16 protein-coding genes are annotated in these 16375 nt (G+C 35.9%); all 16 read left to right on the forward strand.

Features of this window, described 5'->3' with window-relative positions; all coding sequences use genetic code 11:
* Positions 1-2: 2 nt before the first annotated feature.
* The 16 genes from rimM to codY all read left to right on the forward strand — a co-directional run bounded on the left by rimM (position 3) and on the right by codY (position 16279).
* Complete coding sequence (gene rimM / locus D8M06_RS01260) at positions 3-518, forward strand: ribosome maturation factor RimM (RefSeq protein WP_121202543.1); 516 nt, start codon at positions 3-5, stop codon at positions 516-518.
* A complete protein-coding gene (gene trmD / locus D8M06_RS01265) occupies positions 518-1249 on the forward strand; it encodes a tRNA (guanosine(37)-N1)-methyltransferase TrmD (RefSeq protein ID WP_121202544.1) in 732 nt (243 codons plus the stop codon). The genes rimM and trmD overlap by 1 nt, the downstream gene beginning before the upstream one ends.
* Before the next feature lie 647 nt (positions 1250-1896).
* Positions 1897-2241 carry a 50S ribosomal protein L19 gene (gene rplS / locus D8M06_RS01270; RefSeq protein WP_121202545.1) on the forward strand — a complete coding sequence of 115 codons (345 nt, stop codon included), beginning with the start codon at positions 1897-1899 and terminating at the stop codon, positions 2239-2241.
* A gap of 500 nt (positions 2242-2741) precedes the next feature.
* Entirely contained in the window at positions 2742-3302 is a 561-nt protein-coding gene (lepB, locus tag D8M06_RS01275; protein WP_121202546.1) for a signal peptidase I, read from the forward strand.
* A 10-nt stretch (positions 3303-3312) separates the two neighbouring features.
* On the forward strand, positions 3313-4164 hold the full coding sequence (gene ylqF, locus D8M06_RS01280) for a ribosome biogenesis GTPase YlqF (RefSeq protein WP_121202547.1): 852 nt from the start codon (positions 3313-3315) through the stop codon (positions 4162-4164).
* Positions 4165-4310: 146 nt separating this feature from the next.
* On the forward strand, positions 4311-5105 hold the full coding sequence (locus D8M06_RS01285; protein ID WP_121202548.1) for a ribonuclease HII: 795 nt from the start codon (positions 4311-4313) through the stop codon (positions 5103-5105).
* 22 nt (positions 5106-5127) lie between these two features.
* Entirely contained in the window at positions 5128-6330 is a 1203-nt protein-coding gene (locus tag D8M06_RS01290) for a hypothetical protein (protein WP_121202549.1), read from the forward strand.
* Entirely contained in the window at positions 6327-6602 is a 276-nt protein-coding gene (locus tag D8M06_RS01295; RefSeq protein WP_121202550.1) for an EscU/YscU/HrcU family type III secretion system export apparatus switch protein, read from the forward strand. The genes D8M06_RS01290 and D8M06_RS01295 overlap by 4 nt, the downstream gene beginning before the upstream one ends.
* 92 nt (positions 6603-6694) lie before the next feature.
* Positions 6695-7855 (forward strand): ADP-forming succinate--CoA ligase subunit beta, encoded by a 1161-nt coding sequence (gene sucC, locus D8M06_RS01300; RefSeq protein ID WP_121202551.1) that lies wholly within the window; start codon positions 6695-6697, stop codon positions 7853-7855.
* A 22-nt stretch (positions 7856-7877) separates the two neighbouring features.
* A complete protein-coding gene (gene sucD / locus D8M06_RS01305; RefSeq protein ID WP_121202552.1) occupies positions 7878-8780 on the forward strand; it encodes a succinate--CoA ligase subunit alpha in 903 nt (300 codons plus the stop codon).
* A 108-nt stretch (positions 8781-8888) separates the two neighbouring features.
* Entirely contained in the window at positions 8889-9788 is a 900-nt protein-coding gene (gene dprA / locus D8M06_RS01310) for a DNA-processing protein DprA (RefSeq protein WP_121202553.1), read from the forward strand.
* Between the two features lie 256 nt (positions 9789-10044).
* On the forward strand, positions 10045-12120 hold the full coding sequence (topA, locus tag D8M06_RS01315) for a type I DNA topoisomerase (protein WP_121202554.1): 2076 nt from the start codon (positions 10045-10047) through the stop codon (positions 12118-12120).
* 465 nt (positions 12121-12585) lie between these two features.
* Complete coding sequence (gene xerC / locus D8M06_RS01320; RefSeq protein WP_121202555.1) at positions 12586-13494, forward strand: tyrosine recombinase XerC; 909 nt, start codon at positions 12586-12588, stop codon at positions 13492-13494.
* A 23-nt stretch (positions 13495-13517) separates the two neighbouring features.
* On the forward strand, positions 13518-14063 hold the full coding sequence (gene hslV / locus D8M06_RS01325; RefSeq protein WP_121202556.1) for an ATP-dependent protease subunit HslV: 546 nt from the start codon (positions 13518-13520) through the stop codon (positions 14061-14063).
* 19 nt (positions 14064-14082) lie between these two features.
* Complete coding sequence (gene hslU / locus D8M06_RS01330; RefSeq protein WP_121202557.1) at positions 14083-15474, forward strand: HslU--HslV peptidase ATPase subunit; 1392 nt, start codon at positions 14083-14085, stop codon at positions 15472-15474.
* A 25-nt stretch (positions 15475-15499) separates the two neighbouring features.
* Positions 15500-16279 (forward strand): GTP-sensing pleiotropic transcriptional regulator CodY, encoded by a 780-nt coding sequence (gene codY / locus D8M06_RS01335; protein WP_121202558.1) that lies wholly within the window; start codon positions 15500-15502, stop codon positions 16277-16279.
* Positions 16280-16375: the final 96 nt, after the last annotated feature.

Raw genomic sequence — 16375 nt, forward strand, 5'->3', positions numbered from 1 at the left:
ACATGAACCAGGAATTATTTAATATTGGCAAAGTGATTAACACGCATGGAATCCGCGGGGAAGTTAAAGTGTTGCGTATAAGTGATTTTGAAGACCGTTTTCAACCTGGTAAAAAGGTTTGTTTAGTAAAAGATAATGGAGAAAATATACAACTAGTTATAGAAGGACATCGTGTACATAAAGGTTATGACCTTCTTCAGTTTGAGGGGTACAACAATATTAATGATGTAGAGGATTTTAAAGGACATAACTTAAAAATATCAAAAGACCAACTGACCGAATTAGAGGAGAACGAATTTTACTATTATGAGATTATCGGATGCGAAGTGTTTACAATTGACAAGCAAAACATTGGGGAGGTCAAAGAAATCTTATCCCCTGGTGCAAATGATGTTTGGGTGGTAAAACAAAAGAAAGGGAGAGATATTTTAATTCCTTACATAAAAGATGTCGTAAAAGAAGTGGACATCGATAATAAGAAAATCATCATTGAACCAATGGAAGGACTGTTTGAATAATGCATATCGATGTCCTGACATTATTTCCGGAGATGTTTACTGGTGTATTTCAATCTTCTATTTTAAGAAAAGCTACGGAACGCGGGAAGTTTAGTTACAATCTTGTTAATTTTAGAGATTACACAGACAATAAGCATAATAAAGTGGATGATTATCCATATGGTGGTGGTGCAGGCATGGTATTGTCGCCACAACCTGTCTTTGATGCGGTTGAATCTATTACCAGTGAAAATACGAAAAAACCACGTATCGTTCTTATGTGTCCTCAAGGAGAAACGTATTCCCAAACAAAAGCAGAAGAGCTTGCTAAAGAGGATCACCTCATTTTTATATGTGGACATTATGAAGGTTATGATGAAAGAATAAGAGAGAATTTGGTAACGGATGAAATTTCTATCGGTGATTACGTATTAACGGGTGGAGAATTGGGGGCTATGGTTGTTGTTGATAGTGTTGTTAGACTACTTCCGGATGTACTCGGAAATAAGGATTCAGCACCACAAGATTCGTTCTCAACAGGGCTGTTAGAGCATCCTCATTATACTCGTCCGGCAGATTTTCGTGGAATGAAGGTGCCAGATGTTTTGTTATCTGGTAATCATGCAAAGATTGAAACGTGGAGAAAAGAACAATCATTAAAAAGAACGTATGAACGCAGGAAGGACTTACTCTCCTCTTCAGATCTATCAGAAGAAGAGAAGCAACTGTTAAATAGAATAAAAGGTAAGTAATGAGAATTAATTTAGGCTCTTTTCTAAAAGTTTGTCGCTTGTGCAACATGACTATATTTCATATTTTATATAGACTGTGGATTAGTATAATTAAGAATATTGCTATATAACTGCTACGGAAATACACTCCGCTTTCCGCGGGCGCTGCTGTGCCTACTCTACGTAAGTCTCACCTAGGCTTTTCATCCCGCAGGACAAGGAACGCTTCGGCAGGGTTACATCGCACGCAGAAAAAAGTGGTTTTCTTTTTTCAAGGAGTCTCCGTGTATTTCCTTCGCTGATTAGTGCTGTTTAATTTTCTTATATAATTGGGTATTTTAAACAAATGAATAAATGGTAGTGATTCTGATATTAGTGAAAAAATAGTCTCCCTCTAGAAAACAGTGTTGATTGGAGCGGAAATCAACAACGCACTTATTTGTGTAAGGTAGCCATAAAATGATGAATTTAAGTTTTATGAGGAGTTTCTATCAACTACAACGTTCATTAAGCAACAAAATATACGAAAAGAGCCTTAATTTATAGTTGAACTAATAAATTCATTATGTTATATTAATTATTGTGCTTAAGTACGTTAAGCCGTAAAACGATGTTCCGCTGTTCCGTTTAGAGAATGATGAGCATTAGTTTGGAAGGAGTGAAGTAAGATGCAACAATTAATTGCAGACATTACGAAAGATCAATTACGCACGGATCATCCTGAGTTTCGCGCTGGTGACACTGTAAAAGTACACGTTAAGGTTGTTGAAGGAACTCGTGAGCGTATCCAGGTTTTTGAAGGTGTAGTAATTAAACGCCAAAACGGTGGAATTAGTGAAACATTTACTGTAAGAAAAATTTCTTATGGTGTAGGTGTTGAACGTACATTCCCTGTACATTCACCTCGTGTTGACAAGATCGAAGTAACTCGTCGTGGTGTAGTACGTCGTGCGAAATTATACTACTTACGTAATCTACGTGGTAAAGCAGCACGTATTAAAGAACGTCGATAATGAAAAGAAATTCATAGTAATAAAAAAGGAACTTGGGCATTTGCACAAGCTCCTTTTTTATTTCTTAAAACAAGGCTCTTTCTGGATGTATGTTCGTTGTTACAATTCGATAGGAACTCCTGATCTATTTAATTAAGAATAAATAACTAATGAAGCGATTCGTTAACACCGCTACGGAAATACACTCCGCTTTCCGCGAGGGAGGCTGAGGCCGTGCCCACGAACCGCAAGTATTCTGCCGGAGCGAATGATCGCACAAATCAAACATAAATGTGAGCGAGAGCTACACTATTCTGAATTACAGACATTCTATATAAATTTAGCACGAAGTATGTACTAGGAGCTTTTCTTTATATAGTGCTTAATCTAATCCCTGTTAAAGCAAAGTGATGGACGGTGTAAAAAAAGAACAGATTTTTTTTATTTATTCTCTCATTAATTTTCAAGGATATGATAAACTATTTAAAAAGAGAGATTTTAAAGGGCCTGGAGGAGAACAAATGGCTAAGAAGAAGAATGAATGGTTTGATTGGCTAAAGGCACTATTATTTGCATTGGGGTTAGCTTTTATTGTTCGCATGTTTCTTTTTTCACCCATTGTCGTCGATGGCCCATCTATGTTACCAACATTACATGACCAAGATCAAATGATTGTAAATAAAATTACTTATAAAATTAGAAAACCCGACCGATTTGATATCGTTGTTTTTCATGCATCTGCACAAAAAGATTTTATAAAACGAATCATTGGTTTGCCAGGTGAGCATGTAGAATTTATAGATGAAGTATTGTACATAAATGGTGAATCTGTGGAAGAGTCTTTCTTAACAGAACAAAAAGAGAATATGAAGTCTTATCAAACAATTACCAATGACTTTGCTCTCGAGGAATTACCTGGAGAGTATGAAGTAGTTCCTGAAGGACATGTTCTAGTATTAGGTGACAACCGTGGGAATTCAACAGACAGTCGGATGCTAGGTGTCATTCCAATAGATCAGATAGTAGGCAAAGCAAGTTTGATTTATTGGCCGTTAGATAGAATGCAATTTGTAGGAGAGTAGGTTATTAGTTATGACAATACAGTGGTTTCCAGGTCATATGGCTAAAGCAAAACGAGAAGTTGAAGAAAAGTTAAAATTAGTTGATTTTGTTATTGAATTAGTTGATGCAAGAGCACCGATTTCATCACAAAATCCCATGTTACAACAAGTACTTCAAAATAAATCAAAAATGATTGTTCTTATGAAAAAAGATCTTGCAGACCATCACATAACCGAAAAATGGTTGAGTTATTTTCAGGACAAAGAAGTACCAGCTATTGCTGTTGATGTAAATGATAAAGCTGATATCAAACGAGTGATTCAGTTAGCAAAAGAACTAGGACAAGAAAAAATGAAAAAGCTTGAGAAAAAGGGTATAAAACCGCGAGCGAGTCGTGCCATGATAATAGGAATTCCGAATGTCGGGAAATCAACTCTTATTAATCGATTAGCTAATAAAAAAATTGCTAAAACAGGAGACAGACCTGGTATAACGAAACAACAGCTTTGGATTAAGGTGAAAAAAGATTTTGAGTTATTAGATACACCGGGGATACTCTGGCCCAAATTTGAAGACCAGGATGTTGCTTATCGATTGGCCGCCATTGGAACAATAAAAGACCAATTATTATCTTTACAAGATATAGTTGCCTTTGTAATTAGATATATGCAAGACCATTATCCGTATTTGCTGCATGAACGTTTTCAAATAGATAGTGAAATGGAAGATATGTGGGAAATATTTGTTACAATTGGAAAACAAAGAGGCGCCCTGGAAAGTGGGGGTAATGTTAACTTTGACAGAGTATCAGATATCTTTCTTCGCGATTTACGAACAGGCAGGATTGGTAAAATTACACTTGAAGCCCCTGGGGCAAGATGACATGCATCTAAGGATGGATGTCATTTTTTACCTTTGCTTTACGTCTAACTTAATATTCCTGCAAGATGTACAAACGTTGCCCTAGTATATATGGGTAGAGGCAATAATCATGGAGAAAAGAGAAATTCAGAAAGATAGGTGTCATAATGGAGAAACAATCAATTTCAGTGTTGAAGCAACTATTTACTAATGGGGATATAAATGATGAAATGATGAATGAATTAAAGCATGATGAAAGAAAAGGTGTACAGCAACTGATTAAATCGTATGAAAGACAACAACAAAAAGAACATATATTGGAAATGAAATTCAAGGAAATGTGTCAGTATGAACAACGAGCATTTGATAATGGGAAGCAATTTATAGCAGGGATTGATGAGGCTGGCAGGGGACCGCTTGCGGGGCCAGTAGTCGCTGCAGCTGTTATTTTGCCTTCGGATTTTAAACTACTTGGTTTAAACGACTCGAAGCAACTGAATGAAGAACGTAGAGAAAACTATTTTTCTATTATAAAAGAAAAAGCAATCAGTTATGGGATAGCGATAATTGATAGTCAGAAAATCGACGAAATCAATATATTTGAAGCGACTAAGTTAGCAATGCGCCAAGCTATAGAAACGCTTGAAACGCATCCTGATCATCTATTAATTGATGCAGTGAACTTAACTGATTTACCTTGTTCTTCAGAATCTATCATTAAAGGTGATGCTAGAAGTATTTCAATAGCGGCAGCTAGTATATTAGCTAAAGTAACAAGAGATCGCTTGATGAAAGAAATACATATAGAGTACCCAGAATATGACTTTGCTTCTAATATGGGATACGGTACGAAGCACCATATAGAAAAACTCGCAGAATTTGGTGTAACTCCTTATCATCGTAAGACGTTTGCGCCAGTACGGAACATTGTATTAGATAAGGGGGTTACTGCAACTGAATAGTTATAAAATATCTGGTGGTCAAATGGCTAAGATAATGCCACCATCTAATCAGGCATTTAGAAATGATCAGATTGTAAAAGGTCAAGTAAAGAAGCTTTATCCAAATAATAAAGCACTAATTCAATTAAATAGTCAATCAATTACTGCGAGATTAGAAACACCTTTAGTGGTTGGTGGGAAATATCATTTTCAAGTACATATTTCCAATCATACGCTGTATTTAAAAGTCATTGGTGATAAGCTTAAAAATCAACCAAAACAAGATATTTCAGCCTTATTGCAAAGCCTAGGGATCAAAGCATCAAGAATAAATACTACCTTCATTCAGCTCCTTATGGATGAAGGAATTCCTTTTCAGAAGAAGGAATTACTTCATGCATTTCATCTATTGCAGGAGAATAAAAAGAATCCGCAGACTATGGATGTATTAAAAGAAATGATAGTATATAGATACCCTATTTCCAAAGATATATTGGAATCACTACTAATAAATAGAAATTTAAGTCAAACAGAATTAATGAACAGACTGCTAAGGGAGCCAATCCAGAATAATTCAATTAATGAATTACAACATCTGTTAGCTGAAGTAGTTGGTTCGGATAAAGTCTCTGTGATAGCAGATCCTAAAAATCAGTTCATTCAACATGTTCAAAAGTATTTTCAATTTGCTGGTTTGGATTTCGAATATAGACTCTTTAATCAATTAAATCAAAGAAAAACAATAAAGAGTTTGTTGTTGGAATATATTGTTAAAAAAGATGGATCCACACATGAAACAGCTTTAAAACTGCTACAGTATTTAAATGGTGTCCAATTACAATCCATTAATGAAACAGATAATTTTATTCATTTTAACATTCAAATACCTGGTGAAAAGATAGGATTAACGAAGGATTTTACCATGCAGTTTAAGAGTAGAAAGAGAAAGAATGGAGAAATGAACTCCGACTATTGCAGAATTTACTTTTTCTTGGAATTAGCTCATCTTAAGGAAACAACGATTGAAATGCACATTCAGCAGAGGGCAGTATCAATTACCATATACAATAATACTGATAACTTAAGTATTCTGGCAAAACGATATCAGCCTTTGTTAAAGGAAGGGCTGGAGAAATTAGATTATTATTTAACCAATATTAATTATAAACCAATTCAACAAGAGAGAAAAACAAACCCATTTTCAGAAAAAACATTTTCCTATCAAGGAGTAGATTATAGAATATGAAAAATAACCAAAAGAAAGCTGCTGCATTAAGTTATGACAGTGAAAGTAATTCGGCGCCTATTTTGTCAGCGTCAGGGAAAAATCTTATTGCTGAAGAAATGATAGCGTTAGCGAAGACAAACCAAATACCTATTGTGGAGGATCCAAATCTAGTAAACTTATTAGCGGAATTAAATATAAATGAAGCAATTCCAGAAGAATTATATCAGGCAGTAGCAGAAGTTTTTGCGTTCATTTATCATGCAGATAAAGAACTAAATAACGAAATATGACAATTTTGTGAGGATTATCGGACTTTTCTGTTGTTAATTCTGTTTTTTTTTAATACAATGAAATTGCAGTAAATTTGTTAGGAGGATGAATAATGAACATTCACGAATACCAGGGTAAGGAAGTTCTGCGTGAATATGGCGTTAAAGTCCCTAATGGTCTTGTTGCGTATACAGTGGATGAAGCTGTAGAAGCTGCAAAAAACTTAGGTACAGCTGTAACCGTTGTCAAGGCCCAAATCCATGCTGGAGGACGCGGAAAAGCCGGCGGTGTTAAAGTTGCAAAAAATCTAGATGAAGTTCGTACATATGCCGAAGAAATTCTAGGGAAAACATTGGTAACTCACCAAACTGGTCCAGAAGGTAAAGAGGTAAAACGACTTCTTATCGAGGAAGGGTGCGATATTAAAAAAGAATATTATGTGGGGGTCGTACTGGATCGTGCAACATCCCGCGTAGTTATGATGGCTTCTGAAGAAGGTGGAACGGAAATTGAAGAGGTAGCTGCAGAAACACCAGAGAAAATCTTTAAAGAAGTTATTGACCCTGTAATTGGACTAGCACCTTATCAAGCTCGCAGATTAGCATTTAATATTAACATACCAGAAGAATTATTAGGTAAAGCAGCCAAATTCATGACAGGACTTTATGAAGCCTTTGTTTCAAAGGATTGTTCTATTGCAGAGATTAATCCTCTAGTTACAACCGGTGATGGAGAGGTTCTAGCATTAGATGCTAAACTGAATTTTGATGATAATGCTATGTATCGTCATCCTGAGATTATGGAATATCGTGATTTAGATGAAGAAGACGAAAAAGAAATTCAAGCATCTAAATATGACCTTAGTTACGTTGCATTGGATGGAAATATCGGATGCATGGTAAATGGTGCAGGTTTAGCGATGTCTACTATGGATATCATTAAATATTTTGGCGGTGAACCTGCAAACTTCCTTGATGTTGGAGGCGGTGCTACAGCAGAGAAAGTTACGGAAGCGTTTAAAATTATCCTGTCTGATCCAAATGTAAAAGGCATTTTCGTCAATATTTTCGGTGGAATCATGAAATGTGATGTTATTGCAGAAGGAGTAGTTGAAGCTACTAAACAGGTAGGCTTAGAGATTCCATTAGTTGTGCGTTTAGAAGGTACAAATGTAGATTTAGGGAAGAAAATATTAAACAAATCTGGTCTTAATATAACCTCGGCTGACTCAATGGCTGACGGCGCTCAAAAAATCGTTTCTATGGTGAAATAACAAGAGGAAAGGACGGACGAAAATGGGTGTATATTTAAATAAAGATACAAAAGTAATTGTCCAAGGTATTACCGGTGGAACAGCCAGATTCCATACTAAGCAAATGCTTGAATATGGTACAAAAATTGTTGGAGGTGTGACTCCTAAGAAAGGCGGTACGGAAGTAGAAGGTGTTCCAGTGTTTAACACGCTTCAAGAAGCGGTAAATGAGACCGGCGCAACTGTTTCTGTAATCTATGTACCAGCTCCATTTGCTGCTGATGCAATAATAGAAGCAGTAGATGCTGAACTTGATTTAGCTATTTGTATAACAGAACATATTCCAGTACTTGATATGGTAAAAGTAAAACGTTACATGGAAGGAAAGAAAACAAGGTTAGTTGGACCTAATTGCCCTGGCGTCATTACTGCAGAAGAATGCAAAGTTGGTATCATGCCAGGATATATTCATAAAAAAGGTCATATCGGAGTTGTTTCACGTTCTGGTACATTAACTTATGAAGCTGTACATCAATTGTCTGAGGCTGGCTATGGCCAAACTTCCGCAGTAGGAATTGGTGGGGACCCAGTTAATGGAACGAATTTTATTGATGTGCTTGATGCATTTAATGAAGATCCAGAAACAGAAGCTGTAGTAATGATTGGCGAGATCGGTGGTACTGCCGAGGAAGAAGCGGCTGAATGGGTAAAAGCAAATATGAAAAAACCCGTAGTTGGGTTTATCGGTGGGGCTACAGCACCTCCAGGAAAACGAATGGGGCATGCTGGTGCGATTATTTCAGGTGGACAAGGTACTGCATCTGAAAAAATACGTGTAATGGAAGAGTGTGGAATAGCTGTTGCAGATACACCGGCTGTTATTGGAGAAACCATGATTAAACTCCTTCAAGAAAAAGGCTTAGCTGAAAAATGTAAAACCCACTAAAGATTGATAAAATCCGGATTTAATAAATAATTATATGTTTAATAGAACCTAAAAGGGAAAACATCTTTTAGGTTCTATTTGTATACACATTGGAAAGGAAGTATTCTATTGGAAAGAGTCCGTATTCGATTAATGCATCTAACAAGATGCCGTGGTATTACAAGACGAATGATTCAAAAAATCCTCGTATTTGATTCTTCGTTGACTAAGATCTATCAGTTATCACCTTCAGACATATCAAAAATATACACCCTCCCATTAAAAAACGCATCATTATTCCATTCTGACCTTCATAATGTAAGTGTAAGGAAGAAGTTAAAGCAAGATTTAAATAAGTATAAAATCGTCACTATAGTTGACGGAAACTATCCTCGTGTGTTAAATACAATAAAAGATGCACCTCTTGTATTGTATGCTAGAGGGGATTTGTCATTATTAGATTATAAACAAGCATTAAGTGTTATTGGAACAAGGAATCCGTCAAAGGAAGCGATGGAGAAAACGATATCAATCGTAAAACCATTAGTGAAGGAAAATTGGTTAATAGTTAGTGGACTAGCAAAAGGAATCGATAGTTTTGCGCATAGAGTTGCATTAGGTAATCAAGGAAAAACAATTGCTGTTATTGGCAGTGGTCTTAATCATGTTTACCCTAAACAGAATACCTCTTTATTTCATCAAATAGCAGAGCAAGGGTTAATATTATCCGAATACCCACCCGATACTCCTCCAGCAAAATTTCATTTCCCTGAAAGAAATCGGATTATTAGTGGTTTAACGTTTGGAACATTGGTAATAGAAGCCACTGAAAAAAGTGGAACTTTAATTACTGTAGATCAAGCACTGGATCAAGGTAGGGAAGTATATGCTGTTCCTGGGTCACCTTTGATTCCGCAAACAAAAGGGTGTCATCGTATGATTCAAGAAGGGGCAAAACTAGTTTACAGTCCAGAAGATATAAATGAGGATTGGGTAAACACAGGTCAAAGTTTCTTGTCGATAAAGTAATGTTTACAGAATAATTGTAACAGTATGTTTGACAAATGAGGTGTATATATTTAGTATTAGTGAAGATTTCTAATTTTCATTGGGAAGCAAATTTCTTAATAGAACTGTAATAACATAAAACGTATACGTATTTAGTATTAGGTAGCTAATAACAGCCGTTGCTGCTTTTGTTGCATGATTATTGGAGTAGCACAATACTTAACACAAATATTAGTTATTCTAAAAATTGCTAACCTCATTTTAGGAGGAAACTTACATGAAAGATTATCTAGTAATCGTAGAATCGCCAGCGAAGGCAAAGACAATTGAACGATATTTAGGAAAAAAATATGAAGTAAAAGCATCAATGGGCCATGTTATCGACTTACCAAAAAGTCAAATGGCTGTAAATGTAGAGGAAAACTATAAACCAAAATATATTACTATACGTGGAAAAGGTGATGTGTTAAAGGACCTTCGAAAATCCGCAAAAAAAGCAAAAAAAGTCTATCTTGCAGCCGACCCGGATAGAGAAGGAGAAGCGATAGCTTGGCACTTAGCTCATGCTTTAAATGTGGATGAGGATTCACAGTGCCGTGTCGTCTTTAATGAGATAACAAAAGATGCTATTAAAGAATCATTTAAAAATCCACGTACCATTGATATCAATTTAGTTGATGCGCAACAGGCAAGACGCGTTTTAGACCGTCTGGTTGGCTATAATATTAGTCCATTACTATGGAAGAAAGTTAAAAGAGGATTAAGTGCTGGACGGGTACAATCTGTGGCTATGAAAATGATTATCGACCGGGAGAAGGAAATTAATAATTTTGAACCCGAAGAGTATTGGACCATTGAAGCAGAATTTGAAAAAGATAAAACCGTTTTCGAAGGCTCCTTTTACGGATTGGATGGGAAAAAGCAGAATCTTAAGCAAGAAAGTGAAGTTAAAGAAATTATAAATAAGTTAGACAAGCAATTTTCCACTGATAAAGTAACGAAACGCGAAAGAAAAAGAAATCCAGCTCAACCATTTATTACTTCTTCGCTACAGCAAGAAGCTGCAAGAAAACTCAATTTTAGAGCAAGAAAAACGATGATGGTTGCCCAACAATTATATGAAGGTATTGATTTAGGGAGAAAAGCTGGCGGGATAACCGGTTTAATCACCTATATGCGTACCGATTCTACTAGATTATCGGATACTGCAAAAACGGAAGCACATGATTATATTGTGGAAAATTATGGTGAGGAATATTTAGGTAAGAGCAAACCCCAAAAAAATAAAGAGGGTGCGCAAGATGCACACGAAGCAATTCGACCAACATCCATCAACAGAGATCCTAAGTCATTAAAAGATAGTTTAACGAGGGACCAGTACCGACTTTATAAATTGATTTGGGAGCGTACGCTTTCAAGCCAAATGGCGCCAGCGGTTATGGATACGATGACCGTACACCTAATGAATAACGGCATTGAATTTCGTGCTACGGGTTCAAAAATAAAGTTTAAAGGTTTTATGAAAGTGTATATCGAAGGAACAGATGACAATAAAAAAGTCGAGGATAAAATGCTTCCTAATTTAACGGAAGGGATGATAGTTGATTCCAAGGAAATTATACCGAATCAGCATTTCACTCAGCCCCCTCCAAGATATACAGAAGCTAGATTAGTACGAACGATGGAAGAATTAGGAATAGGCAGACCTTCAACATATGCACCTACTTTAGATACTATACAAAGACGTGGATATGTTACGTTAGACAATAAACGATTCATACCTACTGAGCTGGGTACAATTGTTACAGAATTGGTACAAGAATTCTTTCCTGAGATAATTGATGTGGAATTTACAGCCAAAATGGAGGATGACTTAGATTCGATTGAAGAAGGTAAACGAAATTGGGTTACCATAATCGATGACTTTTACCAAGATTTCCATAAGAGACTAGAAATAGCAGAAAAGGAAATGGAAAAGATTGAGATTAAAGATGAACCTGCTGGAATTGACTGTGAAGAATGTGGTCATGAAATGGTTTATAAAATGGGAAGATATGGGAAGTTCTTAGCTTGTTCCAATTTTCCAGACTGTAGGAATACAAAGCCAATCCTTAAAGAGATTGGGGTAAAATGTCCGAAATGTAAAGAGGGAAATGTTGTAGAACGAAAGTCCAAAAAAAGAAGAACTTTTTATGGTTGTGACCAATTTCCTGATTGTGACTTTGTCTCCTGGGATAAACCAATTGCAAGACCATGTCCAAAGTGTGACTCACTACTTGTAGAGAAGAAAAGCAAGAAAGGCACACAGGTTCAATGTACGGATTGTGACTATAAAGAAGAAGTTCAAAGCTAATCCTAAGCTGCTTGTCTGTTGATAAGCAGCTATTAAAATGCAAACAGTTGAATTAATAAGTTAAAAATTTTTAGAAAAGATGAATATCTCCAATTAATTATGGCAATAAATTATTAACAGAAGAAGGCATTGGTCATGTAAAATTGGTGAATTTAATACTTAATTCTAACTGCCTCGTACCGCACTGCAACAGTTTTATTCACAAAATATTCACGAAGTATTTTTTCTGAAATAAATTGAATAATAATTCATTGACTTCATAATTTAAAATCGATATAATTACGCATTGTTAGGTAAATAATTGTTTAATACATAAATTAACAAATTGCATGACAAGTCAAATAATTATGATATAATTTATGTGAGTAGATACGATTCAGAATTTTGTTGCAATTGCGTTAAATATATTGCAAACAAGAATTTTGTGTGTTATGATTTATTCGCTGATTGATAGGGGATGTTTTAATGCGTCATTTCGCTGAATATTCTAAGTTGTTCATGGAATATTTGCAAATAGAAAAGAATGTTTCCCCGTACACTATTCAATTTTATCAAAAAGATCTTGAAATTTTTTTTGCCTTTTTAAAGCAGGAATTGGTTCAGGATTTAAATGATGTGGATTCGAGAGTTGTACGTGTGTTCCTTACCAATCTGTATGATGAACAACTCAGCAGAAGGTCTGTCTCACGAAAGATATCATCGCTACGTAGTTTTTATAAGTTTATGGAAAGAGAAGGGATTACAGAAGGTAACCCGTTTGTTCAACTAACATTGCCAAAAACAAATAAACCGGTCCCTACTTTTTTATATAAAGAAGAGTTAGAGAAGCTATTTGACGTAAGTGATACGACCAAACCATTAGGGCAAAGAAATCAGGCACTAATCGAAACACTATATGGAACTGGCATTCGAGTGAGTGAATGTAGAGGCCTTCGCTTAGGAGATATCGATTTTTCCATCGGTACGATGTTCATTAGAGGGAAGGGTCGGAAAGAACGGTATGTTCCTTTTGGCAGATTTGCCGAAATTGCTTTAGAGACTTACATAAATGAAGGAAGAGCAGAACTTTTAGACAAAGTGAATGATAAGACAGATGCTGTTTTTTTAAATGCAAGAGGTAAACCGCTGACTGAAAGAGGAATAAGCACGATATTAAACAAAATGGTAGAGGACGCTGCTATAACTGTACATGTTCATCCACATAAATTGCGTCACACATTTGCAACTCATATGTTGAATGAAGGTGCAGATTTAAGAATTGTCCAAGAATTGCTCGGCCATGAGAATTTGTCTTCCACGCAGATTTATACACATGTAACGAAAGATTATTTACGTGACGTATATTTAAAAAGTCATCCGCGTGCGAAGGATTAAATTAATGTATTGGGGTGAGACGTATGACAAATGAAATGCATGCAACAACGATATTTGCAGTTCAGCATAATGGCGGAAGTGCGATGAGTGGCGATGGACAAGTGACACTAGGGAACGCTGTAGTCATGAAACATAAAGCCAAGAAAGTCAGGCGGTTGTTTAATGGGCAGGTATTAGCTGGGTTTGCTGGGTCAGTTGCAGATGCTTTCACTCTTTTTGAAAAGTTTGAAGGGAAATTACAATCGTTTAATGGTAACTTGACACGTGCTTCTGTTGAATTAGCGAAAGAATGGAGAAGCGATAAAGTATTGCGAAAACTAGAAGCAATGCTTATCGTAATGAATAAAGAGCAAATGTACCTAGTATCTGGTACAGGAGAAGTTATTGAACCTGACGATGGAATCCTTGCGATAGGGTCAGGTGGTAATTATGCTCTTAGTGCGGGAAGAGCTTTAGTTAGACACTCAGGAGAGTTATCTGCTAAAGAAATTGCACAGGCAGCATTAGAAATTGCTGGTGAAATTTGTGTTTACACGAATGATCAAATTACTTTAGAGGTACTTGAATAAAAGGAGGTCTTTCTAAAGCATGAGTATAAGTTATACTCCGAGACAAATAGTGGACCAATTAGATAAATATATTGTGGGACAGAAAAAAGCGAAGAAATCTGTAGCTGTAGCGTTAAGGAACAGGTATCGAAGAATGCAGCTTGAGGATTCTATGAAAGATGAGATAATACCCAAAAATATATTAATGATGGGTCCAACAGGCGTAGGAAAAACAGAAATTGCCAGAAGGTTAGCAAAAATGGTTGGTGCTCCATTTGTTAAGGTAGAGGCAACAAAGTTTACAGAGGTAGGCTATGTCGGACGCGATGTGGAGTCAATGATTCGTGACTTAGTAGAAATGGCCGTAAGAATGGTGAAGGAAGAAAAAATGAACGAAGTAAAAGATCAGGCTGAGAAAGAAGCAAATCGAAAGCTTGTTAAATTACTGCTTCCTCAAACCAAAAAACAAACAAGTGTGAAAAATCCTTTTGAAATGTTGTTTGCTAACCAAACAACAGAAGAGGATGACAATTCCGTTGAAAAAGATGAAGAAACAAAAAATAAAAGAAGGCAATTAGAACAGAAGCTTGCTCTAGGTGAACTGGAAGATCATATGGTAACAGTTGAAATTGATGAAGTCCCACCATCTATGTTTGATATGCTTCAAGGTTCGGGTATGGAACATATGGGGATGAATATGCAAGATGTATTCGGTCAGTTTATGCCTACAAAGAAAAAGAAAAGAAAGTTACCAGTGTCGGAGGCTAGAAAAATACTAACAGCACAAGAAGCTCAAAAGCTAGTCGAAATGGAAGAAGTAGCCCAAGAAGCAATAGAACTTGCGGAACAATCAGGAATTGTTTTTATTGATGAAATCGATAAGGTAGTGGGAAAAGACAACAATTCTGCAAATGTTTCGAGAGAAGGTGTTCAGCGCGATATATTACCGATTGTGGAAGGTTCAACTATTATGACTAAACATGGTGCAGTTAAGACCGATCACATGCTCTTTGTAGCCGCTGGTGCATTCCATATGGCAAAACCATCGGATTTAATTCCGGAATTACAAGGTAGATTTCCAATTCGAGTAGAGTTAGAGAAATTATCTGTGGATGATTTTAAACGAATTTTAATGGAGCCTTCAAATGCTTTGTTGAAACAATATCAGGCTTTATTGAAAACGGAAGGTATAAATGTTGTATTTACTGACGATGCTATAGTTAGACTGGCAGAAATTGCATATCAAGTAAATCAGGAAACGGACAATATTGGGGCGAGAAGACTTCACACTATTCTAGAGAAACTATTAGAGGATTTATCGTTTGAAGCACCAGACGTAACAATGGAAGAGATAAAAATTACTCCAAGTTATGTCGATGATAAACTTAAATCTATTGCTCAAAATCGAGATTTAAGTCAATTTATACTATAATGTTAAAAGAAACAGGAGGATCATCATGAAACTATTAGATCGAGCTAGAAAAATTAATGCAATGTTACAAAAGGCGACAGGTAAGTCAGTAAACTTTAATGATATGTCGGCATCCCTAAGAGATGTTATCGGCGGTAATGTTTACATTTTAAGTAGAAGAGGAAAATTATTGGGATTTGCAATTAACCAGGAAATAGAAAATGAACGTATGAAGAACATGCTGGAGGAAAGACAATTTCCTGAAGAATATACACAAGGATTATTTAACTTCCATGAAACAACAGCAAATATAGATGTTGATGATCAATATTCTGTATTTCCTGTTGAAAACAAAGATTTATTTAAGAGTGGCTTAACAACGATTGTTCCTATCATTGGTGGTGGAGATCGTTTAGGAACATTAATTCTAGGAAGAGTTAATGAAAGCTTTAGCGATGATGATCTACTATTAGCGGAATATGGAGCAACTGTTGTAGGAATGGAAATTCTTCATGAGAAAACAGAAGAGATTGAAATGGAAGCAAGAAGCAAGGCTGTTGTACAAATGGCAATTAGTTCATTATCCTACAGCGAGTTAGAAGCTATTGATCATATCTTCGAAGAGTTGAATGGACACGAAGGATTGCTAGTTGCAAGTAAAATTGCTGATAGAGTAGGAATTACACGTTCTGTTATTGTAAATGCACTAAGAAAACTTGAAAGTGCTGGCGTAATTGAGTCACGTTCATTAGGAATGAAAGGTACTTACATTAAAGTATTAAATGATAAATTCCTAGTAGAATTAGACAAATTACGTTCAAGATAAAAAAAACTAGGGAAAATCCCCTAGTTTTTTTACTTGTTATCAGGGTCAGGCTCATATTTCTTATAACGATTAGTTCAAAATAAGCTATCACCACAT

This window comes from Oceanobacillus halophilus (assembly GCF_003628505.1).
Classification (GTDB): domain Bacteria; phylum Bacillota; class Bacilli; order Bacillales; family Amphibacillaceae; genus Oceanobacillus; species Oceanobacillus halophilus.

What these genes read in the sequence shown, in the direction of transcription:
- rimM (WP_121202543.1), top strand. Translation starts at nt 3, where the DNA reads ATGAACCAGGAATTATTTAATATTGGCAAAGTGATTAACACGCATGGA.
- trmD (WP_121202544.1), top strand. Translation starts at nt 518, where the DNA reads ATGCATATCGATGTCCTGACATTATTTCCGGAGATGTTTACTGGTGTA.
- rplS (WP_121202545.1), top strand. Translation starts at nt 1,897, where the DNA reads ATGCAACAATTAATTGCAGACATTACGAAAGATCAATTACGCACGGAT.
- lepB (WP_121202546.1), top strand. Translation starts at nt 2,742, where the DNA reads ATGGCTAAGAAGAAGAATGAATGGTTTGATTGGCTAAAGGCACTATTA.
- ylqF (WP_121202547.1), top strand. Translation starts at nt 3,313, where the DNA reads ATGACAATACAGTGGTTTCCAGGTCATATGGCTAAAGCAAAACGAGAA.
- D8M06_RS01285 (WP_121202548.1), top strand. Translation starts at nt 4,311, where the DNA reads ATGGAGAAACAATCAATTTCAGTGTTGAAGCAACTATTTACTAATGGG.
- D8M06_RS01290 (WP_121202549.1), top strand. Translation starts at nt 5,128, where the DNA reads ATGGCTAAGATAATGCCACCATCTAATCAGGCATTTAGAAATGATCAG.
- D8M06_RS01295 (WP_121202550.1), top strand. Translation starts at nt 6,327, where the DNA reads ATGAAAAATAACCAAAAGAAAGCTGCTGCATTAAGTTATGACAGTGAA.
- sucC (WP_121202551.1), top strand. Translation starts at nt 6,695, where the DNA reads ATGAACATTCACGAATACCAGGGTAAGGAAGTTCTGCGTGAATATGGC.
- sucD (WP_121202552.1), top strand. Translation starts at nt 7,878, where the DNA reads ATGGGTGTATATTTAAATAAAGATACAAAAGTAATTGTCCAAGGTATT.
- topA (WP_121202554.1), top strand. Translation starts at nt 10,045, where the DNA reads ATGAAAGATTATCTAGTAATCGTAGAATCGCCAGCGAAGGCAAAGACA.
- xerC (WP_121202555.1), top strand. Translation starts at nt 12,586, where the DNA reads ATGCGTCATTTCGCTGAATATTCTAAGTTGTTCATGGAATATTTGCAA.
- hslV (WP_121202556.1), top strand. Translation starts at nt 13,518, where the DNA reads ATGACAAATGAAATGCATGCAACAACGATATTTGCAGTTCAGCATAAT.
- hslU (WP_121202557.1), top strand. Translation starts at nt 14,083, where the DNA reads ATGAGTATAAGTTATACTCCGAGACAAATAGTGGACCAATTAGATAAA.
- codY (WP_121202558.1), top strand. Translation starts at nt 15,500, where the DNA reads ATGAAACTATTAGATCGAGCTAGAAAAATTAATGCAATGTTACAAAAG.